The following is a 24,213-nucleotide window of genomic DNA, read 5'->3' on the forward strand; positions in this document are numbered from 1 at the left end:
TCACGGCGCCGCCGCAGCCTCGGCCACCGGCGTGGACGTGGTGGTCCTGGGCTTGAGCAACATCTCCAACGCCTTGCCCACCGCCACGAATGCGAAGGTGCCGGTGATGTGGGTAGCCGCGCCCAGCCCGGCGCCGCAGTCCAGCTTGAGGGTGGCGTCGGCATCGAGCTGGGGGCGAATCCCGCACACGCTGCCATCGGCTTGCGGGTACTTGACGTTTTCCAGCGAGTACACCGCCGGCACGCCGAAGTAGCGCTGCGCATTCTTGGGGAAATTGAACTCGCTGCGCAGCTTCTTGCGGATCAGCGCCAGCATCGCATCGTGTTCGGTCCGCGAGACATCGCGCACGCGCACCAGGGTGGGATCGGTACGCCCGCCGGCGGCGCCGACGGTCAGCAACGGCAGCTTGCGTCGGCGGCACCAGGCGATGGTTTCCACCTTGACCCGGAAACTGTCGCAGGCATCGATCACCAGATCGAACCCATCGCCGAGCAGCGTTTCGATATTGCCGGCAGTGAGAAACGCCTCCACCGCATCGGCCTCGATCTCCGGGTTGATCGCCATGCAACGCTCGGCCATCGCGCGCGCCTTGTTGCGCCCGTACTGCCCGGCCAGCGCCGGCAATTGCCGGTTGGTATTGGACACGCACAGGTCGTCGGCATCGATCAGGCGGATGTGGCCGACGCCGGTCCGCGCCAGCGCTTCCACCACCCACGAGCCCACCCCGCCCATTCCTACCACCGCCACGCGACAGGCGGCCAGGCGCTCTACCGTGCCGACCCCGTATAGCCGGTCGATACCGGCAAAGCGTTCACGCCATTGTGCTTTCATCGCCCTATTTTACGCGCGCCATCCACCGCGCGTCCGCCCAACGCCAGACCTCGCTGCCGGAGCACGCGTCATGACCGACTCCCCTGCCAATCAATCGCGCACGGCGCGTTACGGCTTCATGCTGGTCCTGGGGGGATTGATCGGACTGGTGGCCACGGTGATGGTGGCGCGTGTGCTGCAGGCCAGACGCGACCCGGTCCCGGACAGCCTGATGCAGGTCATGGCCTACCAACTGCGCGCCCTGCAAGCGCCGCCCACTGCAACCTGCACCCTGGCGCAGCAACGCGCGCGGCTGCGCTCGCTACGCCTGCTTGCCGACGAACTGGAACCCGCATTCGCGAACCTCGGCGAGGACCGCCGCTTCGTCGAACATGCCGACGCGCTGCGCGCGACGCTGGACCGCGCGCAGCCCGCACCGGCCGCCGACTGCGCGGCAGTTGCCGAATCGGGAACGCACATCGCCGACGCCTGCGAGGCCTGTCACCGTGACTTTCGATGAATAGGGCGCTCGGGTTTCGTTAAGCCTGGAGTGATGCAGTTGGCAGACTGTTCACCTGGACCATCCCAGGATGACATCGCCGCGGCCCCGACCGCCTTCAGAACCATCCGGAGACACCTCATGAAGACCCGACTGCTCGTTATCGGCCTGGCTGCAACCGCAACCCTGGTCGGCTGCGCCACCTCCCAGCCCCAGTACGGCAGCTATCGCGGCGACCGCGGTTACGATCAGGGCTACTCGCAGCCGGCGCCGCGCTGCGTGGATTGCGGCATCGTCACCCGTATCGACGAGGTGGGCCCGACCCGCACCGCGCCGACCGGCACCGGTGCCGTGCTTGGCGGCATCGTCGGCGCCGTCGCCGGCCGGCAGATTTCCAAGGAAACCGGCGGCAGCAAGGGTAACAAGAACGTTTCAGCCGTGGCCGGTGCCGCCGCCGGTGCGCTTGCCGGCAACGCCATCCAGAACAACGTCACCAGCGACAGCTTCGACGTGCAGGTGCGCATGGACGATGGCCGGGTGATCGTGGTGAACCAGCGCGATCTGGCGGGTGTCCGCGAAAACGCCTACGTGCGCGTGGTCAACGGCCGCGTGGTGCTGCGCTGACCGGCGCAGGTCTCCATGCGGCAGACAGCAGAAAGGCCCGGTGACGGGCCTTTCTGCTGTCCGTGCAACGTGCTGGCACGCTGCGGCGCTTAGACCACCTGCACCGCATCGGCCTGCAGACCTTTCTGGCCCTGCACGACGGTGAAGCTGACCTTCTGCCCCTCCTTGAGACTCTTGAAGCCCTGGATCTGGATCGCGCGGAAATGGACGAACACGTCCTCGCCATTTTCGCGGCTGATGAATCCAAAGCCCTTGGCATCGTTGAACCACTTCACGACACCATTCTCGCGTTCGATGTTGGACATCTCGACTGACTCCCTACGACACTGTGATGGACTGGCGGTGGTGGCTGTGATTGCAAGGAGGAAGCGAGGTACATGGATGTAGCGGATCGAACGATCTACCGCATCAGGCCACGATTCACGGTGACCTTTGCAAACAGCAGCGGCTGCAACTTAACCCGCGCAAAACGAATTTTCAAGCACCCCTTGCGCATTTTTGTCAAGCCTGAAACAGGACATTTCTAAACTATCATGGACACCACCGCCGTTTATTACGTGTTGGCCGGAGCGCTCGTGCTGATCGGCCTGGCCGGGGTGATCCTGCCCGCCCTGCCCGGCCTGCCGCTGGTATTTGCCGGGCTGCTGGTCGCCGCTTGGGCCGATGGCTTCGCCCATGTGGGGTGGATTGCGCTGGTGATTCTGGGTCTGATCACGGCCGGCTCCTTCCTGATCGATTTCCTGGCGACCGCCTATGGTGCCCAGCGCGTGGGCGCCAGCAAGACGGCGCTGTGGGGCTCGGTGATCGGCGCCATCGCCGGCATCTTCTTCATGCCGATCGGGTTGTTCGTCGGGCCGTTTGCCGGGGCCTGGCTTGGCGAGTACTACCAGACCCGCAAGAGCGGCCAGGCCACCAAGGTCGGCATCGGGACCTGGCTGGGCATCATGCTCGGCACGGCGACCAAGCTGGCACTGGGGCTGTGCATGCTCGGCGTGTTTGCGATCGCCTGGTTCTTCTAGCGCGTGTCGATCGCTGCAGCGGTTCGGCAAACGCGCACTTGCCACGCCTGACCGGCTGCGGCGATGACCTGCCTGGCAAGCGCCGTGCTTGCAGCGCGCTGCCCACTGCCGGCGTGCGTCCGATCGTGGCGGCGTGCCCATGGATCGTGGCAAGCGACGCAACACCGCGTGCAATGCCCACTTCGCACCGACGAATGTTATGGCCGTGTACACATCGCGTATGCAGACGCGACCATTAAGCTACACATCTCTGCGCCTGCCTGGCGCAACACCTCGGCCAGACTGACCATGTCCAAGCACCGCACCCGCCCTCTGATGCTGATTGCCCTGGCCGCTGCGCCGCTGGCGCAGGCGCAGGAAATCGCCCCGCAACCGGCTTCGCCGCAGGCCTGCACCTCGGTGACCTCGGACGCGGCGCGCCTGGCCTGCTACGACCAGGCCCTGGGCCATACCCCGCAAGCCGTGCAGGAGGCAGATGCCGCAGCGCAACTGGCCAAGCAGGCCGACAAGCCGGATGACGCCCGCAAGCTCAGCCGGGTGGGCGATTTCTTCCGTGCCGACGGCCAGGACCCGTCGAAGGAAGAAGCCGTTGCCAATGCCGGGCGTGGCTCGTTGCTGGACCGCCGCTGGGAGCTGGCCAAGGATTCCAAGCTGGGCACGTTTCAGTTGCGCGGCTACAAGCCGGTCTATCTGCTGCCGGCATTCTGGACCAGCGACAACAACCGCACCCCGCAGTCGCCCAACCCGGCCAACTCGGTCAATACGCCGCAACAGCTGGACAGCGCCGAGCTGAAGTTCCAGCTCAGCTTCAAGACCAAGGTGGCCGAAGACCTGTTTGGCGACAATGGGGACATCTGGATGGGGTACACCCAGAGCTCGCGCTGGCAGGCCTACAACTCCGATGCCTCGCGCCCGTTCCGCGAAACCAATTACGAACCCGAAGCGATGCTGGTGTTTCGCAACAACTACAGCATCTTCGGCTGGAAAGGCCGCATGAGCGGCATCAGCCTCAATCACATGTCCAACGGGCGCGCCGATCCGCTGTCGCGCTCCTGGAACCGGGTGATCCTCAATTTCGGGCTGGATCGCGAGAACTGGGCACTCAGCCTGCGCCCGTGGTTCCGCATCAAGGAAGACCGCGCCGACGACAATAATCCCGACATCGAGGATTACATGGGCCGTGGCGATGCCACCCTGGTCTACAACAAGGACGGCCACGAATTCGCCTTGATCGCACGCCATTCGCTGCGCGGCGGCGACCGTTCGCACGGTTCGGTGCAGCTGGATTACGGCTTTCCGATCACCAACCTGCTGCGTGGCCATGTGCAGGTGTTCGACGGCTACGGCGAAAGCCTGATCGACTACAACCACAAGGCCACCTACATCGGCCTGGGCGTGTCGTTGCTGGAGTGGTTTTGAGTCCTTGCGGTGCGCCCGGCCGGCGCACCGCACGCGATTGAATGCGGGGCCGCGCGGCTGCAGCCTGTCGCACGCGCAAAGCGCAACACAAAAAGCCGGCATTGCTGCCGGCTTTTTTGCGTCTGCATGGTGCAGTCATGCATTGCCGATGACAGCGGCTTACACGATGCAGGCGGCACAGCCGTGCAGCCTGCATCGCGTGCCGCCGGCCGCAAGCCGGCGGCTCAGACGTCGAAGAAATCCACCTTGCCGTCTTTCAGCGTGTAATAGGCACCCACGACCTTGCAGGCACCGGCGCGCAGGGGTTCGAGCAACGCAGGTTCGGAGGCAGCGCGCAGGCGATCGACGGTGCGCTTGACGTTGGCCTTCACCGACGCCCCCAGCAGATCATCGCCACCCTTGCTCTTGGCGGTCAGCACCGCCGGGACGATAGGCTCGATCATGGCGCCGATGGCACCCGGGAAGAATGCGTTCTGCTCGACTACCGATACCGCTGCTGCCACGGCGCCGCAGCTCTCGTGCCCCATCACCACCACCAGTGGTACGCCCAGCTGGCTCACTGCATATTCGATCGAGCCCAGCGCGGTGGTGTCCACGGTGTTACCGGCGTTGCGGACGATGAACATTTCACCGAGTCCACGGCCGAACAGCAGCTCCGGCGGAACACGCGAGTCCGAGCACGACACCAGGATCACGAATGGGGTCTGGCCCAAGGCCAGCTCCAGCCGGCGCTTGCTGTCGGAGATCACTTTCTTGGGGCGGTTCTCGACGAAGGCGGCATTGCCGTCGCGCAGGACCTGAAGTGCCTGCTCGGCGGTCAGGTCGGTCTTTTTCGAGGGCGCCGCGCGCACCGCGAACGGGAGGGAGCCGGCAGCGGCGGCGATCGGTGCGCAACAGGCGCCCTGCAGCAATTTTCGACGGGATGCGGAATGCGACATGGACGAGCCCCTGCTCTCTGGTTGGTGTCGCGATCGTACTATGTGGCAAGCGTGACAAAACCGCTCCGGCCGGGGTTATGCGCACCGGAGTTCGCAGCCGCGTGCCGCCGGTTCAGGTCCAGTCCGCCAGGCCCTCGCGGCGATAGGTTTCCTGAAACGCGGGGCGCGCTTTCATACGCTGCGCATGCGCTTTGAGGGCCGGCCAGGTGTCGCTCGGCCGCGGCATGTTGCGCGACCAGCGCATCATCATGGTCAGCATGAAATCGGCAGCCGACAGCGTGTTCCCGAGCAGGTAAGGTCCGCCCGCCTGCAGATGCGCATCGACCTGGGCCCAGGCGGTTTCCACCTTCTCGCGTGCCTGTGCCTGCGCGCTGTCGGTGTGGGCGGCGCCGGCCGGTTCGTGCGGGTAGAACCAGGCGCGGTAGGCCGGCTGCAGGGTGTTGGCGCAGAAGAACATCCACTTGTAATAGGCCGCCCGCTCCGGGGTGCCCACCGGCGGTGCCAACCCGGCCTGCGGATAAAGGTCTGCCAGGTGCAGCACGATCGCTGCCGCCTCGGTCAGGACCTGTCCATCCAGCACCAGGGTCGGCACCACGCCGGCGGGATTGAGTGCCAGGTAATCGGCTTGTTTATGCTCGCCGCGCTCGAAATCCAGTGGATGCAGCACGTGGGCAACATCCAGTTCGATCAGCAGCCAATGCACGACCAGGGCGGCGGTGCTGGGGGTGTGGTACAGCGTGGTGGTCATGCGGATTCCCGGGTGAGATGAGGTTAGCTGAGGTCACGAAACGAAGGGCGATCATCGGGCAGGCGTTGCCGGCGTCGCCATCGGTGCGATTGGTCCATTCAAGGCGACACCTGCGCGCCGTCCACACGCACACAGCCGCCTGCGATGTTCATTGGTCGCTGTTGTCGGTACAGGCACGCAGGCAGGCAATCTTGCGCGGTTCGCAGCGGCTGTCGTCGCTCTGCTGGCTGCAATCGAAGACCTGCGCCATGCAGTTGGCCCGCTGCGCCGGGTTTTGCGCGTCGTCGCAGCGCTTTCCCCGTGGCGCTATCGACGCGCGGCAGCTGCTCTCGCTTGGGCGGTTGGCACGACACTGCCTGGCACTGTCGTTGCACTGGGTGATGCAGCGTTCGCCCGCCGTCGGCCCGCTGAAGCGTGTCGAGGTCGCGCTCGGTTCGAGTGGCGTGGGTTCGGCGAACGGCGCCGGTGCGGTGGGCGGCGGCGAGTAGTTGCCCGAAGGAAACAGCACCGTGGGCGCGGCCTTTTGCTGCGCGGCTGCGTCAACATTGGCGCACAGCGCCATGATCAGGCACAGACGTCGGAGCATTCCTGTTCTCCCTGGACATCGGCAATCGAAGGTCGAGCATAGCCGCTTCCGGCCTGGCGGTACGCCTGCGGTGATGGCGAATCCGCTTCATGCCCGCTGCGTTCGCATCGATGCGAACGCAGCGTTACACACACATATTCGCAACGACAGTCAGCCCCATGCGGGGGCATACCGGCGGAAGCGGCAATGCGGTGCGCATGGCCGCTTCCTGGCGGTGCTTACTCGACCACGACCGGAATCTTGCCGATCCGCGACTGCCATAGCCGCGGGCCGGTCTTGTGCACCGACTCGCCGCTGGAATCCACCGCGACGGTGACCGGCATGTCCTTGACTTCGAACTCGTAGATCGCCTCCATGCCGAGGTCTTCGAACGCGAGCACGCGCGCGGCCTTGATCGCCTTGGACACCAGATACGCCGAACCACCGACCGCCATCAGGTACACGGCCTTGTTGTCGCGGATCGCATCGATGGCCGCATCGCCACGCTCGGACTTGCCGACCATGCCCAGCAACCCGGTCTGTTCGAGCATCTGGCGGGTGAACTTGTCCATGCGGGTGGCGGTGGTCGGGCCGGCCGGGCCCACCACTTCGTCGCGCACCGGGTCGACCGGGCCGACGTAGTAGATGAAGCGGTTGGTGAAATCCACCGGCAGCGATTCGCCGCGGTTGAGCATGTCGATCATGCGCTTGTGCGCGGCGTCGCGGCCGGTCAGCAGCTTGCCGTTGAGCAGGATCACCTCGCCCGGCTTGAAGCTGGCGACCTCTTCGCGGGTGATGGTGTCCAGGTTCACCCGGCGCGCATTGGTCGGGTTGTAGGTGAGCTTGGGCCAGTCTTCCAGCGACGGCGGGTCCAACATCACCGGGCCGCTGCCGTCCAGGGTGAAATGCGCGTGGCGGGTGGCCGCGCAGTTGGGGATCAGCGCCACCGGCAGGTTGGCGGCATGGGTCGGGTAATCCTTGACCTTGATGTCCAGCACCGTGGTCAGGCCGCCCAGGCCCTGCGCGCCGATGCCGAGCGCGTTGACCTTTTCGTACAGCTCCAAGCGCAGCTCTTCGGCGCGGTTGGAGGCGCCGCGCGCCTGCAGGTCGACGATGTCGATCGGCTCCATCAAGGCTTCCTTGGCCAGCAGCATCGCCTTTTCGGCGGTGCCGCCGATGCCGATGCCGAGCATGCCCGGCGGGCACCAGCCGGCGCCCATGGTCGGCACGGTCTTGAGCACCCAATCGACGATGGAATCGGACGGGTTGAGCATGGCGAACTTGCTCTTGGCTTCCGAACCGCCGCCCTTGGCCGCGACGATCACCTCCACATGGTGGCCGGGCACGATCTTGGTGTTGACCACGGCCGGGGTGTTGTCGCGGGTATTGGTACGCTTGCCGGCCGGGTCGGCCAGCACGCTGGCGCGCAGCTTGTTGTCGGGGTGGTTGTAGGCGCGGCGCACGCCTTCGTTGACCATGTCTTCCACGCCCATGGTGGCGTCGTCCCAGCGTACGTTCATGCCGATTTCCAGGAACACGGTGACGATGCCGGTGTCCTGGCAGATCGGGCGGTGGCCTTCGGCGCACATGCGCGAATTGATCAGGATCTGCGCAATGGCGTCCTTGGCGGCCGGCGATTCTTCGCGCTCGTAGGCGGCGGACAGGTTCTTGATGTAGTCGACCGGGTGGTAGTAGCTGATGTACTGCAGCGCATCGGCGACGGACTGGATGAGGTCTTCCTGCTTGATCGAGGTCACGGCTGGCTCTACGGCTGGCGGGGGCAATCCGGGCATTTTAGAGCAAACCGCAGGCGCGTCCGGGCGCGGCGTCTATCGCTGCGATTGACCGATGCAGCGGATGGCGCGCAGAGCACGCCGCGGGGCCACTGATGATGGCAGTCGGCAGGCGGGCCGACTATCGCCGGGCAGCGGCTGGCGGCAATCTCGGCACCCCGATGGGTACGTCTCTCCTGCAGGCGCTGCCTCCCTGCCCGATTGCCCAACACCCCGCGCCCACGTCGCGCGCGGCACACTAGCGCGATGTCAGCTTCCCGTTCCGGCGCCACTGCGCCCGCTCCCCGTACCGGCCCTACCCTGCGCGAACGCCTGGATGCGCTGCGCAATCTCCCGCCCTTCCTACGCCAGATCTGGCAGACCAGCCGCTGGCTGAGTGCCAGCAGCATCGGCCTGCGCGTGCTGCGCGCGTTGATGCCGGTGGCGACGCTGTATATCGGCAAATTGATCATCGACGAGGCAATCCACCTGGTCGGCCAGCCGCCGGCATTCGAGTCGTTCGCCCAGGCCTTGGGCAGCGGCCGTCTGAATCGCCTGCTGGAACTGCTGGCGCTGGAACTGGCACTGGCGGTCGGCTCGGACCTGCTCGGCCGGCTGGTCGGCTACGCCGATGCGCTGCTGTCGGAATTGTTCAACAACGCCGCCAGCGTGCGCCTGATGGAGCACGCCGCGCAGCTGGATCTGGAGGATTTCGAAGACCCCGACCGGCAGGACAAGCTGGATCGCGCGCGGCGCCAGACCATGAACCGCATGAACCTGATGAGCCAGTTGTTCGGCCAGGTGCAGGACGCCATCACCGTGATCAGCCTGGCGGTGGGCCTGGTGGTGTATGCGCCGTGGTTGATCGTGCTGCTGGCGGTGGCACTGATCCCGGCCTTCATTGGCGAGGCGCACTTCAATGCGCTGGGCTATTCGCTCAACTTCCAGTGGACGCCGGAGCGGCGCCAGCTCGATTACCTGCGCCAGGTCGGCGCCAGCGTGGAGACGGCCAAGGAAGTCAAGATCCTCAACCTGCACCGCTTCCTGATCGCACGCTACCGTCGGCTGGCCGACAAGTTCTTCCAGGCCAACCGCGCACTGGCGCGCAAGCGTGCATTGTGGGGTGCGCTGCTGGCAGCGCTGGGCACGCTGGGCTACTACATGGCCTATGGCTACATCGCCTGGCGCACGGTGCGCGGCGACTTCAGCATCGGCGACCTGACCTTCCTGGCCGGCAGCTTCCTGCGCCTGCGCCAGTTGCTGGAAGGCTTGCTGATCGGCTTTTCGCAGGTCGCCGGCCAGGCCCTGTATCTGGACGATCTGTATTCGTTCTTCAACATCGTGCCGGAGATCCGCTCGCGCCCGAACGCCTTGCCGGTGCCGCGCCCGATCCGCCAGGGCTTCGTGTTCGAGGACGTGGGCTTCCGCTATCCGGACGCCGAGCAGTGGACGGTGCGGCATCTGAATTTCGAATTGCGTGCCGGCGAAGTGCTGGCCCTGGTCGGCGAGAACGGCGCCGGCAAGACCACCCTGGTCAAGCTGCTGGCGCGGCTGTACGACCCCGACGAGGGCCGCATCCTGCTCGATGGCCAGGACCTGCGCGACTACGACCTGGACGATGTGCGCGCCAACCTGGGGGTGATCTTCCAGGATTTCGTGCGCTATCACCTGAGCGTGGGCGAGAACATCGGCGTGGGTCAGGTCGAGGCAATGGATGATGCGCCGCGCATCCGTGCGGCTGCGCAGCGCGCGATGGCCGGCGAGCTGATCGACAGCCTGCCCGACCGATACGAGCAGCTGATCGGACGCCGTTTCAAGAACAGCGTGGACCTGTCCGGGGGCCAGTGGCAGAAGATCGCGATTGCGCGCGCCTACATGCGCGACGCGCAGCTGATGATTCTGGACGAACCGACCGCCGCACTGGATGCACGCAGCGAGTTCGAGGTGTTCCAGCGCTTCAAGGAACTGTCGGACAACCGCACCGCGGTACTGATCTCGCACCGCTTTTCCAGCGTGCGCATGGCCGACCGCATCCTGGTGCTGGCCGCGGGCCGCATCGAAGCGGCCGGCACCCATGCCGAGCTGATGGCGCAGGGCGGGCGTTATGCGGAGCTGTTCGAGCTGCAGGCGGCCGGGTATCGGTGAGGTTGGGAATCGGGAGTCGGGAATGGGGAATCGTTAGAAGCGGCTTCGCGGCGGCTGATAGGTACTGAACCTCCCGATCCTGGAGACGCCCAGATCTTTCGGCGCTGCACCCCATTCCCGATTCCTGACTCTCCATTCCCAGCCAAATGAGAGTTCATCTCATTTGGCTGGCTTGAGGTAGAATTGCCGGGTACTCCTCCCACGACACTCACCGGTATGTCTTCCGCTTTCGGCGCCGAAACGGTGCTTGAGGTCCGTCACTGGACCGATGCCTACTTCAGCTTCACCACCACCCGCGATGCCGGTTTCCGTTTCGAGAACGGGCAGTTCGTGATGATCGGGCTGGAGACCGAAACGCGCCCGCTGCTGCGTGCGTATTCGATCGCCAGCGCCAATTGGGAAGAACATCTGGAGTTCTTCAGCATCAAGGTGCCGGACGGCCCGTTGACCTCGCGCCTGCAGCACATCCAGCCGGGCGACAAGGTGCTGGTCGGCAAGAAGCCCACCGGCACGCTGCTGATCAGCGACCTGCATCCTGGCCGCAACCTGTACCTGCTGGGCACCGGCACCGGCCTGGCGCCGTGGCTGTCGATCATCAAGGACCCGGAAACCTACGAGCGTTTCGACAAAGTGATCCTGACCCAGGGCGTGCGCTTCGTGCAGGATCTGGCCTACCGCGACTACTTCGAACGCGAGCTGCCGCAGCACGAATTCCTTGGCGACCTGCTGCGCGACAAGCTGCTGTACTACCCGGCGGTGACCCGCGAAACCTTCGCCAACCAGGGCCGCCTGACCGAGCTGATGGCCGATGGCCGCATGCAGCAGACGCTGGGCCTGCCGACCCTGGATCCGGCCAACGACCGCTTCATGATCTGCGGCAGCCCGCAGATGCTGGCCGATCTGCGTACCCTGCTGGACGCCCGCGGGTTCCAGACCTCGCCGCGCATCGGTACGCCGGGGCATTACGTGTTCGAGCGCGCCTTCGTCGAGAAGTGATGCGACGCGCGTGAGACGTCAGCGCGATGCGGCGTTTACGCAGCCGCGACGCCGGCATGCACTGTCGTAGGAGCGCACCCGGGCGCGATGAAGCGTTCCCGGTAATGCCTCATCGCGCCCAGGTGCGCTCCTACGATTCAACTAATGCGCGCTCGATGTCCGCAGCCAGGGCCTCCGGCTTGGTGGTTGGCGCATAGCGCTCCAGCACGTGGCCGTCGCGGCCAATCAGGAACTTGGTGAAATTCCATTTGATCGCCTCGGAACCGAGCACGCCGCGTTGTTCGCGCTTGAGCCATTGCCACAGCGGATGCGCGCCGTTGCCGTTGACCTCGATCTTCGACGACAGCGGAAAATCCACTGCGTAATCCAGCGAACAAAACTGGCGGATCTGCGCCGCATCGCCAGGTTCCTGATGCCCGAACTGATCGCATGGAAAACCGATCACCACCAACCCACGTTCGCGATACCGCTGCCACAGCGCCTGCAAGCCCGCGTACTGCGGGGTAAACCCACATTTGGACGCGACATTGACCACCAGCACCACGCTGCCGACGTAGTCGCGCATCGATTGGGTGCGACCGTCCAGGTCGGTGAATTCAAACGTGGCAAGGTCGCTCATGGCGTGCTCGGATGCGCAGGGAAGCGGCAGCGTAGCGCAGCTGTGGCTGTACAGCACGGCAGCGGCACGGCAGGCTGAGGCTTGCGTGCAAGTGCCAAGCACGTCGGAGCGACGCGATGGGGGGCCGTCCACATGTGTCGGTTTTCAGAAGATCCGCATCGGCGCCCGAGCTGTCACGCCAGACAACTCCGGCAAGCGAACACAGCCCCCAGCGCGTCATCGCCCGACCAGCACAGGTCCGCACCGCGTTACGGCGCGTGCATGCTGATTGCCGCCCCGGCACAGCGCCCAGGCGAGCGCGGTCCGGCGGCGCCAACCAGGCAGCGAACCCGCCATCACGTCGACTGGCCAGCGGGCTCAACCCCGGCCGCGTCCGTCAGTGACTGCGCAATGGCCCTGCCGGCCATGCCTTTTGTCACACGCCTGTCCTGCCCGGCTGGGGTAGCCTCGGCGGTTCGCACTTTGGAGCCACCCTCTTGACCACCCGCCTCGCTTTTGCCCTGGCCGCTTCCCTGGGACTTGCCATGCCGTCCTACAGCATCGCCGCCCCCGCCGCCACGCAGGCCGCCACCCAAGCCAACCCGTTCTTTGCCGACAGCACACTGCCGCTGCATTACCCGCAGTTCGACAAGATCACCGACAGCGACTTCGCACCCGCCTTCGATGCCGGCATGGCCGAGCAACTGAAGGAAGTGGACAAGATCGCCAACCAGAAAGCCAAGCCGAGCTTCGACAACACCATCATCGCGCTGGAAAAGAGCGGCGCCACGCTCGACCGCGCCACCACGGTGTTCTTCAACCTGGTCGGTGCCGACACCAACGACGCACGCAAGAAGTTGCAGGCCGACTACTCGGCCAAATTCGCTGCGCACCGCGATGCGATTTCGCTCAACGGCAAGCTGTTTGCGCGCATCCAGACCCTGTACGACCAACGCGCCAAGCTGGGCCTGGACGCGCAAGGCGTGCGCCTGGTCGAGAAGTACTACAGCGATTTCGTGCGCGATGGCGCCAAGCTGTCGGACGCGGACAAGACCACGCTCAAGGCGATGAATGCCGAGCTGGCCAACCTGGGCACCACCTTCAGCCAGAACGTGCTGGCCGAGGTGAATGCCGCTGCGGTGGTCGTCGATGACGTCAAGCAGCTCGACGGGCTGTCCGAGGAGCAGATTGCCGCTGCCGCCGAAGCCGCCAAGGCGCGCAAGCTCGACGGCAAATATGTGATCGCCCTGCTCAACACCACCGGCCAGCCACCGCTGACCCAGTTGAAGAACCGCGAGCTGCGCAAGAAGATCTACGACGCGTCGGTGTCGCGCGGCAGCCATGGCGGCCAGTACGACAACACCGCGCTGGTGTCGCGCATCATGAAGCTGCGCGCCGACAAGGCCAAGCTGCTCGGCTTCCCCACGTATGCCGCCTACTCGCTGGAAAACCAGACCGCCAAGACGCCCGAAGCGGTCAACGCGATGCTCGGCAAGCTGGCACCGGCCGCAGTGGCCAACGCCAAGCGCGAAGCCGCCGATCTGCAGGCGATGATCGACAAGGAACAAAAGGCCGCGCGCAAGCCGACGTTCAAACTGGAAGCCTGGGATTGGGCCTACTACAGCGAGAAGGTGCGCCAGGCCAAGTACAACTTCGACGAGTCGCAGCTCAAGCCGTATTTCGAGCTGAAGAACGTGCTGGAAAACGGCGTGTTCTATGCGGCCAATCAGGAATATGGCCTGACCTTCAAGCAGCGCACCGACCTGCCCACCTACCGCGACGACATCACCGTCTATGACGTGTTCGATGCCGACGGCAAGCAGCTGGCGATCTTCATTGCCGACATGTATGCGCGCGAATCCAAGCGTGGTGGCGCCTGGATGAACTCCTACGTGTCGCAGTCCGAGCTGACCGGGTTCAAGCCAGTGGTGGCCAACCACCTCAACATTCCCAAGCCGCCGGCCGGCCAGCCGACCCTGCTGACCTGGGACGAGGTGACCACGATGTTCCATGAGTTCGGGCATGCGCTGCACGGCATGTTCTCCGACGTCAAATACCCGTATTTCTCCGGCACCAGCGTGCCGCGCGACTTCGTCGAGTTCCCCTCGCAGGTCAACGAGATGTGGGCCGACGAGCCGTCGATCCTGAAGAACTACGCCAAGCATTATCAGAACGGCACGCCGATGCCGCAGGCGCTGCTGGACAAGGTGATTGCCGCGTCCAAGTTCAACCAGGGCTTTGCCACCACCGAGTATCTGGGTGCGGCAATGCTGGACCAGAACTGGCACCAGGTCAGCGCCAGCGACGTGCCCGATGCCGCAGGCGTGATGGCGTTCGAAGCCAAGGCCCTGCAGCAGGACGGCATCGCCTACGCGCCGGTGCCGCCGCGTTACAAGACCCCGTATTTCAGCCACATCATGGGCGGCTATGCGGCGGGCTACTACGCCTACATCTGGTCGGAAGTGCTCGATGCCAACACCCAGCAGTGGTTCAAGCAGCACGGCGGGCTGAGCCGCGCCAACGGCGATCGCTTCCGCAAGACCCTGCTCTCGCGCGGCGGCAGCGTGGACGCGATGGAGCTGTTCCAGAACTTTGCCGGCCATGCACCGCAGATCGAGCCACTGCTCGAAAAGCGTGGCCTGAGCGCGCAAGGCGGCGATGGCGCCACTCCGGAAGCGCCGCAGTCCAAGCCGTAATGGCCGCTGCATAGGCAACGACGCCGCCCGGAGCGATCCGGGCGGCGTTGTCGTTTCAGGCGATGTCGGTGCGAACGCTACGCTGCCTGATCAGAGCTCGACTGTGTCCACTCCATCGAGCAACTTCTTCAACAGCTTTTCCAGGCGTACCTGTTCGGGTTCGCTCATGCCTGCGGTTTCTGCATGCAACAACGTACATGCATCGGGCAGCAGACTTTCGATCAGCGCCAGGCCTGCCGGCTGCAGGGTCAGCACGATCTTGCGTCGATCGTCCGGGCTGCTGCCGCGCGCGATCAACCCCTTCTCGCACAGCTGGTCGGTCAGGCGCGTGATGTTGGCAGGCTTTTCGCTGGCCGCCTCGGCCACTTCGGTCGGCGTGATCGCCTGCTCCGGCGTGCCGTACAACATCATCAGGATCTCGTACTCCGGCGGACTGATCCCATAGGGCTTGAGCCGCACGCAACTCTGCGTGTGCAGGCGCTTGTAGAGATGCTTGATCAACCTCACCAGGACAGCCGGCTCCCGCGGAAAGGCTGGATAGCGCGCGCAGGTGTGGTCCACGCGGTTCGCGGTTTGATCGAAACTGCTCATATCACCCGTTTGATTACATTACTGAATGGCCAGGCCATTCAATCACATCGGTTGCAGGGCAACGGCTCAGTGAGCGAAAAGATGTGCATATTCCGGCGCGACCCACGGCAAGAGTGTGGATGCAGCCACCTCGGCCGTCTGTGTGCCATCCGAATAGGGGCCGACCTGATACGGCGGAAACACGAAGCGCACTGCAGCGATCTGCCCGGTGGCATTCAACACCGGCACGAACTGCGCGAAGTTGTCCACCTGCGCGGCAGTGCCCTCGGCAATCATGCGATCGGCAGAGGCCACCTGCTCGGCCTGTTCTTCCACCGGTACACGATCGGCTTCCACACGCTGGGTTGCGGCGGCATGCAGCTGCGCGGCGACGTCGCGGCCGATCTTTTCCCAGCCCGCCGGATCGGGAATCATGGCCTGCGCCGTCAATTGCCTGCGCTCCTTGACCAACCACACGAAGCGGGCCACCAGGGGGTCGCCATGTGCGCCGCCGGTGTAGCGGCTGCCATCGGCGGAGACGACGATCAGATCGGCCGTCTGCACGAGCGTTTCGAAAGCCAGCGACAGCTCGTAAGGCGCTGCAGGCTTGTCGTTACCCAAGCCGGACACCGCCTCCATCAACTCGCCGCGGGCGGCATTTGCATAGTTGCGGATCAGTGCGGTCAGTTCCGGGTACGCATCCAGCCCACGCGGGTAGCTGATGCCCACCATGTAGGCAGGCGTTTGCTCGATCACATCTTCCAGCGGGCCGCTCTGCACCAGCAAAGGCTCCTGCGCGGGCGTTGCGCTCGCGGCCGCATCGGCCGCCGGTTCGGCGAGTTCGGGCGTGGCGGGTTCGCGCTGGGTACAACCCGCCAACAGCGCCAGTAACAGCAGGCCCCGTACACCATTCACTGCAAGCAACCGCCCCATTCCCACCTGCTCCCCTGATCGAACCATCTGCTGCCGGCACTCAGGCCAACAGATCCTGAAATTGTTGGTGCCGGCGGATATACGCCGCGGCGTAGCTGCAAGCCGGCACCACCGTCAGCCCGTGTTCGCGCGCGAAGTTCAAAGCGGCCTCGACCAGCGTGGCGGCAATGCCTCGCCCAGCGATCGCGTCCGGCACCAGCGTGTGCGTAATGGTCATGCGCGTGCCGTCGCGGTCATAGATCAGCTCGGCACGTTGTCCATCGGTGTCTACAACGAAGTGCTGCTGACCCGGTTCGTGTACGGCGTGCACTGTCGCTGCCTCCATCGTGGTCTGCGCCTGGCAGTGAGTGTTTGCCCAGTGTGACCAGCGCGACGCCGCGCCTGCGTGAAAATGAACCCACGCTGTGACCGCCCGCGCAGCCTGGCAGACCTGTTCTCAAGTTCGCTCAGGCAACGCCGATAGCTGACTCGAAGGCGCTCGCTGCAACCGGTCTCCGGCATGGCCAGCTCCCTCTTACCTACGAGGAGTCACCGCATGCACAACGATTCGGCCGGACACACCGCAGACAGCGACAGCTCGTTGCTCGAGGGCCTGTTCCAGTTCGCCATCACCGGCGACACCCACAACCCCGATTTCGCCCAGCTCAACGATACCGTCTACCAGCGCCTGCAGCAGGCCTATGGCGCGACCTCGGGTGCAGCGCTCGGCAGCACCACCGATCAGGAACGCAACGCGGCCTGAAGCCTGCGTCTCTGCATCTGCCGGGGCTGGCGACGCCATCGTGCCGGCCCTGGCGCAGTCTGCAGGATCCGCCGATTGGCACCGCTGCAACGTGCGTGGCCACCGCTGCCTGGCGGATGCCTCGCTGCCGCCGGCGGACACTCAGCCAAAGCGCGGATTGGACAGCTGCTCCAGAAAGACCTGCCACACACGCGGCTCCATGATCAGCATGAACATCACCCCGAATGCCGCGCCGGCCAGATGCGCGCTGTGGTTGATGCGGTCGCCGCCGCGGCGGTCCATCCACAGGCTGTAGCCCACATAGAACACCGCATAGATGATCGCCGGTGCCGGAATGAACAGCACCAGGATGATCGTCCACGGCTGCAGCAGGATGAAGGCGAACAACACCGCCGACACCGCACCGGACGCACCCAGGCTCAAATAGTTGGGGTTGTGCTGGTTCTTCAGATAGCTGGGCAGGATCGACACCACCAACGCAGCCAGATAGAACAGCGGATAGGTCAGCACGCTGCCGGTCAGCTGTGTCATCACGTTCTCGATCACCCGGCCGAAAAAGAACAGCGTGATCATGTTGAAGACCAGGTGACCCAGGTCGGCATGAATGAAACCGTAGGTCACCAGCCGGTCGTACTGCCGGTTCTTGTCCAGCGCCGGCGGCCACAGGATCAGCCGGTCGGCCAGCTTGCGGTTGTTGAACGCCATCCACGAGACGATGCCGGTGATGGCGATCAGGATCAGGGTAATCATGCAGACCTCAGGCAGAGCGGTAATTGTCGACCATGCGATAACGGCGCGCGTACAGGCCGAAGGCCAGCGCCGCCAGAAACGCAAACGCCGCGAAGAAGAACATCAGAAATGCCGCTTCGCTCAGCCCAGTATCGGCGATCTGCGAGGTCACCGTCGCGTTGCGCACCGCCACGTTCGATAGCAGCACCCACAGGTTGCCGACGGTGGTGGTGAGATACCAGAAACTCATCACCACGCCCTTCATCGATGCCGGTGCCTGGCTGTAGGCGAACTCGATGCCGGTGGCTGACACCAGCACCTCGCCGAAGGTGAGCAAGGCATAGGGCAGGATCTGCCAGGCGATGTGCATCGGCTCGCCGCCGTCCATGACCACCTGGATCGCCCCGACCGCAATCCACGCCACGCCACTGAAAGCAATGCCGCTGGTCATGCGACGCAACGGCGTTGGCTCCCAGCCGCCACGGCGCAGCAGCGGGTACAGCACCAGGTTGTTGAAGGGAATCAGCAGCATTACCAGCAACGGGTTGAGCGCCTGCATCTGCGAGGCGGTGAACCAGGCCGGCATGGTCATCTCCCGTCCCTGCAGCACCCAGGTGGACGCCTTCTGGTCGAACAGGGAAAAGAACGGCGTCACCAGCGCGAAGATCACCAGCACGCGCAGCAAGGCACGCACACCTTCCACGGCCGCGTCCGGATGCGTACCGCGTGCACGCTCCAGCTGCCACCAGGTACCGCCGCCGATCCCGCCCAGCAGCAGCACCAGCGCCATGCACAGGCAGATCACGATGCCCAGCGGCGCCACCAGCGCCAGGCAGGCCAGTGCAGCCACCACAGAGAGGACGGCCAGCACCAGGCCGGGCCGCCCCTGCCCCGGCGCGCGTGCCAGCAACGCCGTCCGCACCACCGCGCCAAACCCGTGCGGATCTTTCGGCGGCAGCGGCACCCGCACGTACCGGTTGCGCCCCAGCCAGAACACCAGCGTGGCCACGAACATCAGGATGCCGGGGATGCCGAACGCCCAGGACGGGCCCAGATTTTTCAAGGCCAACGGAATCAGCAGCGAGGCGAACAGCGAGCCGAAATTGATGATCCAGTAAAAGGCATCGAACACCACCTTGGCCAGGTGCTTGTTGGACTGGTCGAACTGGTCGCCCATGAACGAGGCCACCAGCGGCTTGATGCCGCCCGCACCCAGCGCGATCAAGCCCAGCCCGACAAAGAACCCGCTGCGGCTGCCTTCGAACGCCGCAAGACAGGCATGCCCGGCGCAGTACACCAGGCTGAACCACAGGATGGTGTTGTATTTGCCAAAGAAGCGATCGGCCAGCCAGCCCCCCAGCAGCGGGAAGAAATACACCCCGATCATGAAGCTGTGCAGGATGTGCTTGGCTTCGGCCTCGCGGCCCGGCGCGCCAACCTCCTGCAGCAGCAGTGAGGTGATCAGGAACTGCACCAGGATGTTGCGCATCCCGTAGAAGCTGAAACGCTCGCAGGCTTCGTTGCCGATGATGAAGGGAAGCTGGCGCGGCAGGCGCGCACCGGCGGTAGGGCCCGGCAAGGTGGAGGTGGTCAAAGGCGGTCCGGTCGAGCGGTAGACAGGCGCTATCGTACCGGCGCCAGGACGTCGCCGGCCATGGTCCTGCCGTGCGCAGCGCTGCGCACCGCACGGCCGAGGCGCAGGACACCGGTGCGTTCGATGCCATCAAACGCCTGTGCATTGCGCATGGAGGCGCAGCGAAAAGCAGCGCCGACCGGGCGCTCGCGCTCGCTGCTGGCCGCCGCCCATGCCGCAGTGCAGATTGGCCTGCCCGCTCGGCTCGGCTACATTGCAAACGTTTTCCTGGAACACTGGACCGCTGGATGCCCCGCTTCACCCGCCTGGCCCTGAGCCTGTTGCTGCTGACTTCCACCCCTGCCGCGCTTGCCGCCACACCACTGACCACGCAGGCCGAGCGCAGCGGCTTTGTGCAGACCGGCCGCTATGACGAAGTCATCGCGCTGTGCGATGCCTTCGCGCAGCGCTACCCGCAGGCGGTGCGCTGCATCCAGTTCGGCACCACGCCGGAAGGCCGGCCGATGAAGGCGCTGGTCGTCTCCACCAGTGGCGCGCTCGACGCGCAATCGGCCGTGCAGCGCAAGCTGCCGGTGGTGTTGATCCAGGGCGGCATCCATGCCGGCGAGATCGATGGCAAGGACGCGGGCTTCCTGGCATTGCGCGAATTGCTCGACGGCAAGGCCGGCAAAGGCGTGCTCGACAAACTGGTGTGGGTATTCGTGCCGGTGTTCAACGTGGACGGGCATGAGCGCTTCGGTGCCTGGAATCGCCCCAACCAGCGCGGCCCCGAACAGATGGGCTGGCGCACCACCGCGCAGAACCTCAATCTCAACCGCGATTACGTCAAGGCCGACGCGCCCGAGATGCAGGCCATGCTGCGCCTGGTGCAGCAGTGGGACCCGCTGATGTATGTGGACCTGCACGTCACCGATGGCGCCAAGTTCGAGCACGACGTGTCGGTGCAGGTGGAGCCGGTGCATGCCGGCGATGCGACCTTGCAGCGCGACGGCACGCGCTGGCGCGACGCGGTGCTTGCGGATCTGAAAAAACAGGGCTCGCTGCCACTGCCCTACTACCCGTCCTTCGTACACGAAGACGACCTTGCCTCCGGCTTTGCCGACGATGTCTCGCCGCCACGCTTCTCGCACGGGTATTTCCTGTTGCGCAACCGCTTCGGCATGCTGGTGGAAACGCATTCGTGGAAGGACTACCCCACACGCGTGCGGGTGACCCGCAATGCCATCGTGTCGGTGCTGCAGCAGACTGCACGCAATGGCACGCAGTGGCGCGCCGATGCACTGGCTGCCGACCAACGCGCCATGCAGCTGGCTGGCACATCCGAACCGTTGAGCTTTGCGGCCGGCCCGCAGGCGCGCACGGTCGCGTTTCGTGGCTATGCCTATACACGCACGCCGTCGCCGATTTCCGGCGCGTTGATGACGCACTACGACGAGCGCACACCGCAAATCTGGAAAGTGCCGCTGCGCGACCAGATCACGCCCGATGTGGTGGTGGATGCGCCGCGCGGAGGCTATCTGGTGCCGGCCGCGCAAGCGGCCCTGGTGGGCGAAAAACTGCGTCTGCACGGCATCGACTTCCAGACCATCGGCAGTGCGGCGGAGCGCCCGGTACAAACCTTCCGCGCCGACAAGGCCAGTTTTGCCGCGAGCTCGAATGAGGGTCACCAGACGCTCGACCTCATTGGGCAATGGCGCGATGAAAGCCGCGATGTGCCGGCTGGCTCGCTGTTCGTGCCGATCGCCCAACCCAAGGCACGCCTGGTGATGGCGATGCTGGAACCGCAGGCACCGGATTCGCTGCTGCAGTGGGGCTTTTTCAACACCGCGTTCGAGCGCAAGGAATACATGGAAGCCTATGTCGCCGAAGAGGTGGCGCGCGACATGCTCGCCAACGATGCCGCATTGAAGGCGCAATTCGAACAGCGCATCGCCAGCGACCCCGACTTTGCCAAGGATCCGCAGGCACGGCTGGAATTCTTCGCCAAGCGCCATTCTTCGTGGGATGAGCGCTACCGGCTTTACCCGGTCCTGCGCACCGCGCAGACCGGCTTCTAACCGCCACGCCGATTCCGGCAGCGGCAGCGCGGCATAGCCGCGTCCACCCGATTCGGGCACTTCGGTGCCCCCAAGTTCGTTACGACCCAGCACTACAAGGACACCCCGTGCCACACCTCGATATGAAAACGTTTACACACCGCCAGAACCGCCCGCGCCCCCTGGTTCTGGCGGTAGTCATGGGCCTGGGCATCGCCCTGGCTGCACCGTTGGCAGTGGCGCAAGGCGCGTCGTCGTCGCAGCCGTGGATGGACACCGCATTGACGGCGGACCAGCGAGCCGACCGCCTGCTGGCGCAGATGACCGACGACGAAAAATTCCAGATGCTGCGCAGCTATTTCGGCCTGGGCACCGACAAGATCCCCAAGCCTGAAGGTGCGCTGGGTTCGGCCGGTTACGTGCCTGGCGTTCCGCGCCTGGGCATCCCCGCGCAGCAGCTGGCCGATGCCGGTGTGGGCGTGACCAACCCGGGGGGCATCCGCAAGGGCGACTTCGCCACCGCGATGCCATCGGGCCCGTCCACGGCATCGAGCTGGAACCCGCAACTGGCGTACGCCGGCGGCAAGACCATGGGCCGCGAATCCTGGCAGCAGGGCTTCAACGTGTTGCTGGCCGGCAGCGTCAATCTGCAGCGCGACCCGCGCAACGGGCGCAATTTCGAATACGCCGGCGAAGATCCGTTGCTGGCCGGCACCATGGTCGGCGAGTCGATCCGCGGCGTGCAGAGCGAACATGTGTTGTCGACGATGAAGCACTACGCGCTCAACGACATGGAGACGCGGCGCAACTTCCACAGCGCCGACATCGGCGAGCAGGCGATGCACGAATCGGATCTGCTGGCCTTCGAGATCGCGCTGAAGGTCGGCGACCCGGCCTCGGTGATGTGTTCGTACAACAAGATCAACGGCATCTACGGCTGCGAGCACGATTACCTGCTCAACCAGGTGCTCAAGCAGGAATGGAAATACCCCGGTTACGTGATGTCCGACTGGGGCGGCGTGCACAGCGGCTCCAAGGCGGCCCTGGCCGGGCTGGATCAGCAATCGGCCGGCGAAGTGTTCGACGCGGCGGTGTTCTTCGACGCGCCGTTGCGCATGGCGGTGTCGGCCGGCGTGGTGCCGCGTGCGCGCTTCGACGACATGGTCAAGCGCGTGCTGCGCAGCCTGTTCGCGCATGGCGCCTTCGATCACCCGACCCAGCGCCAGCCGATCGACGGCAAGGCCGGTCTCTTGGCTGCGCAGCATGTGGCCGAAGAAGGCAGCGTGTTGCTGCGTAACGAGCAGGCCACCTTGCCGCTGTCCAGGGACGTGCGCCGCATTGCCGTGATCGGCGGCTACGCCGACAAGGGCGTGATGTCCGGCGGCGGCTCCTCGCGCGTGGACTACACCATCAACGGCGGCAACGCGGTACCGGGCATCACCCCGACCACCTGGCCCGGCCCGGTGATCATCCACCCGTCTTCGCCGTTGCAGGCACTGCGCGCCGCGTTGCCGAATGCGCAGATCGATTACGTGGACGGCAAGGACCGTGCAGCTGCCGCACGCGCGGCCAAGGCTGCCGATGTGGCGATCGTGTTCGCCACCCAGTGGGCCGCCGAATCGGTGGATCTGCCGGACATGCGCCTGCCCGACAACCAGGACGCCTTGATCGAAGCGGTGGCCAAGGCCAACCCCAAGACCACCGTGGTGCTGGAAACCAACGGACCGGTGCGCATGCCGTGGGCCGAGCGCGTGCCGGCGGTGCTGCAGGCGTGGTACCCGGGCATCGGTGGCGGCGAGGCGGTCGCCAACCTGCTGACCGGCGCGGTGAACCCGTCCGGCCACCTGCCGGTGACCTGGCCGGTGGACGAGTCGCAGCTGCCCCGCCCCTCGATTCCGGGCCTGGGCTTCAAGCCGGCCAAGCCGGGCGAAGACAGCATCGACTACGCCATCGAAGGCGCCAACGTCGGCTACAAGTGGTTCGCCGCACGCAATCTCACCCCACGCTACCCGTTCGGCCACGGCCTGTCGTACACCCAGTTCCGCATGGGCGGGCTGCGCGTGGACGCCAACGGCAGCCAGCTCACCGCCAGCTTCGAGGTGGAAAACATCGGCCTGCGCGAAGGTGCCGCGGTGCCGCAGCTCTACGTCACCCTGCCCAACGGCCACGCCACCCCGCTGCGCCTGATCGGCTGGCAGAAGCTCACGCTGAAGCCGGGCGAAAAGCGCAGCGTGCAGGTGGTGGCCGAGCCCAAGACCTTGGCCGACTTCGATGCCAAGGCGCGCCGCTGGAACATCGCGGCGGGCGCGTATCGTGTGCAGCTGGCACGTTCGGCCAGCGAACCGGTGCAAAGCGTGGAGGTCGCCCTGCAGGCCACGCAGTTGCCGTGAGCGGCCCCGCGGCGGACGCATGCTGCGCGCATCCGCCGCCCCGCCGCCGCCCTGGTCACGCGCATCGCAAGCGACGCTACAATTTTGCAAAAGATGCGTTGACAGCCACGCGCGCAGCTTGCACAATTCGCTCCCTGAGTCGCCCAGGTGGCGGAATTGGTAGACGCACTAGCTTCAGGTGCTAGCGGGGGCAACTTCGTGGAGGTTCGAGTCCTCTCCTGGGCACCACGACTCACGGTAGATCGTAAAAAACCTCGCCTCGGCGGGGTTTTTTGCGTTTGGGCGATGTCTTGGACCATAGCCTATCGACATTGGTGAGCGTGCCGATCAGCAGCGAAGCAGGAATGCGACAACAGCGACGCGCCGCCGAACCGGGCAATCGAGCAGCTA

General features: G+C 65.2%; 22 protein-coding genes and 1 tRNA gene. 11 read left to right on the forward strand and 12 right to left on the reverse strand.

Annotation, left to right across the window (positions count from 1 at the left end; genetic code table 11):
* Window positions 1-831, reverse strand: coding sequence for a tRNA threonylcarbamoyladenosine dehydratase (locus XnspCFBP7698_RS09215; RefSeq protein WP_104579970.1), 831 nt, complete (start codon window positions 829-831; stop codon window positions 1-3).
* Window positions 832-901: 70 nt separating this feature from the next.
* Here XnspCFBP7698_RS09215 and XnspCFBP7698_RS09220 point away from each other — a divergent pair, with 70 nt between their 5' ends.
* Both XnspCFBP7698_RS09220 and XnspCFBP7698_RS09225 read left to right on the forward strand, forming a co-directional pair.
* A complete protein-coding gene (locus tag XnspCFBP7698_RS09220; RefSeq protein WP_104579971.1) occupies window positions 902-1,330 on the forward strand; it encodes a hypothetical protein in 429 nt (142 codons plus the stop codon).
* A gap of 120 nt (window positions 1,331-1,450) precedes the next feature.
* Window positions 1,451-1,933, forward strand: coding sequence for a glycine zipper 2TM domain-containing protein (locus XnspCFBP7698_RS09225; RefSeq protein ID WP_047693562.1), 483 nt, complete (start codon window positions 1,451-1,453; stop codon window positions 1,931-1,933).
* Between the two features lie 89 nt (window positions 1,934-2,022).
* Here the strand turns inward: XnspCFBP7698_RS09225 and XnspCFBP7698_RS09230 are convergent, their stop codons facing one another.
* Window positions 2,023-2,238 (reverse strand): cold-shock protein, encoded by a 216-nt coding sequence (locus XnspCFBP7698_RS09230; protein ID WP_003483561.1) that lies wholly within the window; start codon window positions 2,236-2,238, stop codon window positions 2,023-2,025.
* A gap of 228 nt (window positions 2,239-2,466) precedes the next feature.
* Here XnspCFBP7698_RS09230 and XnspCFBP7698_RS09235 point away from each other — a divergent pair, with 228 nt between their 5' ends.
* Window positions 2,467-2,952 (forward strand): DUF456 domain-containing protein, encoded by a 486-nt coding sequence (locus tag XnspCFBP7698_RS09235; protein ID WP_104579972.1) that lies wholly within the window; start codon window positions 2,467-2,469, stop codon window positions 2,950-2,952.
* A 288-nt stretch (window positions 2,953-3,240) separates the two neighbouring features.
* Window positions 3,241-4,371, forward strand: a complete 1,131-nt coding sequence (locus XnspCFBP7698_RS09240) for a phospholipase A (protein WP_104579973.1) — start codon at window positions 3,241-3,243, stop codon at window positions 4,369-4,371.
* Window positions 4,372-4,595: 224 nt separating this feature from the next.
* Here XnspCFBP7698_RS09240 and XnspCFBP7698_RS09245 read toward each other — a convergent pair whose 3' ends face one another.
* From XnspCFBP7698_RS09245 to XnspCFBP7698_RS09260, 4 genes are all read right to left on the reverse strand, one after another.
* On the reverse strand, window positions 4,596-5,309 hold the full coding sequence (locus tag XnspCFBP7698_RS09245; RefSeq protein ID WP_039403438.1) for a carbonic anhydrase: 714 nt from the start codon (window positions 5,307-5,309) through the stop codon (window positions 4,596-4,598).
* Between the two features lie 112 nt (window positions 5,310-5,421).
* Window positions 5,422-6,057 (reverse strand): glutathione S-transferase family protein, encoded by a 636-nt coding sequence (locus XnspCFBP7698_RS09250; RefSeq protein WP_104579974.1) that lies wholly within the window; start codon window positions 6,055-6,057, stop codon window positions 5,422-5,424.
* Window positions 6,058-6,205: 148 nt separating this feature from the next.
* The gene (locus XnspCFBP7698_RS09255) at window positions 6,206-6,643 is read right to left on the reverse strand and encodes a hypothetical protein (RefSeq protein WP_199680123.1); all 438 of its coding nucleotides are present in this window, start codon (window positions 6,641-6,643) and stop codon (window positions 6,206-6,208) included.
* Window positions 6,644-6,861: 218 nt separating this feature from the next.
* The gene (locus XnspCFBP7698_RS09260; protein ID WP_179454610.1) at window positions 6,862-8,379 is read right to left on the reverse strand and encodes a fumarate hydratase; all 1,518 of its coding nucleotides are present in this window, start codon (window positions 8,377-8,379) and stop codon (window positions 6,862-6,864) included.
* A 282-nt stretch (window positions 8,380-8,661) separates the two neighbouring features.
* On the opposite strand from XnspCFBP7698_RS09260, the gene XnspCFBP7698_RS09265 reads away from it, so the two are divergent.
* Window positions 8,662-10,539 carry an ABC transporter ATP-binding protein gene (locus XnspCFBP7698_RS09265; protein WP_104579976.1) on the forward strand — a complete coding sequence of 626 codons (1,878 nt, stop codon included), beginning with the start codon at window positions 8,662-8,664 and terminating at the stop codon, window positions 10,537-10,539.
* Between the two features lie 216 nt (window positions 10,540-10,755).
* A complete protein-coding gene (locus XnspCFBP7698_RS09270; protein WP_039414483.1) occupies window positions 10,756-11,535 on the forward strand; it encodes a ferredoxin--NADP reductase in 780 nt (259 codons plus the stop codon).
* 130 nt (window positions 11,536-11,665) lie between these two features.
* Here the strand turns inward: XnspCFBP7698_RS09270 and XnspCFBP7698_RS09275 are convergent, their stop codons facing one another.
* Complete coding sequence (locus XnspCFBP7698_RS09275; RefSeq protein WP_104579977.1) at window positions 11,666-12,154, reverse strand: glutathione peroxidase; 489 nt, start codon at window positions 12,152-12,154, stop codon at window positions 11,666-11,668.
* Between the two features lie 476 nt (window positions 12,155-12,630).
* On the opposite strand from XnspCFBP7698_RS09275, the gene XnspCFBP7698_RS09280 reads away from it, so the two are divergent.
* The gene (locus tag XnspCFBP7698_RS09280; RefSeq protein ID WP_199680124.1) at window positions 12,631-14,829 is read left to right on the forward strand and encodes a M3 family metallopeptidase; all 2,199 of its coding nucleotides are present in this window, start codon (window positions 12,631-12,633) and stop codon (window positions 14,827-14,829) included.
* Between the two features lie 90 nt (window positions 14,830-14,919).
* Here the strand turns inward: XnspCFBP7698_RS09280 and XnspCFBP7698_RS09285 are convergent, their stop codons facing one another.
* From XnspCFBP7698_RS09285 to XnspCFBP7698_RS09295, 3 genes are all read right to left on the reverse strand, one after another.
* The gene (locus XnspCFBP7698_RS09285) at window positions 14,920-15,420 is read right to left on the reverse strand and encodes a MarR family transcriptional regulator (protein ID WP_123137388.1); all 501 of its coding nucleotides are present in this window, start codon (window positions 15,418-15,420) and stop codon (window positions 14,920-14,922) included.
* A gap of 66 nt (window positions 15,421-15,486) precedes the next feature.
* Window positions 15,487-16,332 (reverse strand): DUF3298 and DUF4163 domain-containing protein, encoded by an 846-nt coding sequence (locus XnspCFBP7698_RS09290; protein WP_047693572.1) that lies wholly within the window; start codon window positions 16,330-16,332, stop codon window positions 15,487-15,489.
* Between the two features lie 40 nt (window positions 16,333-16,372).
* The gene (locus XnspCFBP7698_RS09295; protein WP_047693574.1) at window positions 16,373-16,657 is read right to left on the reverse strand and encodes a GNAT family N-acetyltransferase; all 285 of its coding nucleotides are present in this window, start codon (window positions 16,655-16,657) and stop codon (window positions 16,373-16,375) included.
* A 210-nt stretch (window positions 16,658-16,867) separates the two neighbouring features.
* Here XnspCFBP7698_RS09295 and XnspCFBP7698_RS09300 point away from each other — a divergent pair, with 210 nt between their 5' ends.
* Window positions 16,868-17,074, forward strand: coding sequence for a hypothetical protein (locus XnspCFBP7698_RS09300; protein WP_104579981.1), 207 nt, complete (start codon window positions 16,868-16,870; stop codon window positions 17,072-17,074).
* Window positions 17,075-17,215: 141 nt separating this feature from the next.
* Here the strand turns inward: XnspCFBP7698_RS09300 and XnspCFBP7698_RS09305 are convergent, their stop codons facing one another.
* Together XnspCFBP7698_RS09305 and XnspCFBP7698_RS09310 are read right to left on the reverse strand one after the other, a co-directional pair.
* Window positions 17,216-17,824 carry a rhomboid family intramembrane serine protease gene (locus XnspCFBP7698_RS09305; RefSeq protein WP_039414461.1) on the reverse strand — a complete coding sequence of 203 codons (609 nt, stop codon included), beginning with the start codon at window positions 17,822-17,824 and terminating at the stop codon, window positions 17,216-17,218.
* A gap of 7 nt (window positions 17,825-17,831) precedes the next feature.
* Window positions 17,832-19,397 carry an oligopeptide:H+ symporter gene (locus tag XnspCFBP7698_RS09310; RefSeq protein ID WP_104579982.1) on the reverse strand — a complete coding sequence of 522 codons (1,566 nt, stop codon included), beginning with the start codon at window positions 19,395-19,397 and terminating at the stop codon, window positions 17,832-17,834.
* A gap of 287 nt (window positions 19,398-19,684) precedes the next feature.
* Here XnspCFBP7698_RS09310 and XnspCFBP7698_RS09315 point away from each other — a divergent pair, with 287 nt between their 5' ends.
* From XnspCFBP7698_RS09315 to XnspCFBP7698_RS09325, 3 genes are all read left to right on the forward strand, one after another.
* Window positions 19,685-21,454, forward strand: a complete 1,770-nt coding sequence (locus XnspCFBP7698_RS09315; RefSeq protein ID WP_123137389.1) for a M14 family metallopeptidase — start codon at window positions 19,685-19,687, stop codon at window positions 21,452-21,454.
* A gap of 122 nt (window positions 21,455-21,576) precedes the next feature.
* Window positions 21,577-23,823 (forward strand): glycoside hydrolase family 3 protein, encoded by a 2,247-nt coding sequence (locus tag XnspCFBP7698_RS09320; protein ID WP_104579984.1) that lies wholly within the window; start codon window positions 21,577-21,579, stop codon window positions 23,821-23,823.
* A 141-nt stretch (window positions 23,824-23,964) separates the two neighbouring features.
* Window positions 23,965-24,051, forward strand: a tRNA-Leu gene (locus XnspCFBP7698_RS09325).
* Window positions 24,052-24,213 lie beyond the last annotated feature (162 nt).

Source organism: Xanthomonas sp. CFBP 7698 (assembly GCF_003600855.1).
Taxonomy (GTDB): Bacteria; Pseudomonadota; Gammaproteobacteria; order Xanthomonadales; family Xanthomonadaceae; genus Xanthomonas; species Xanthomonas cannabis.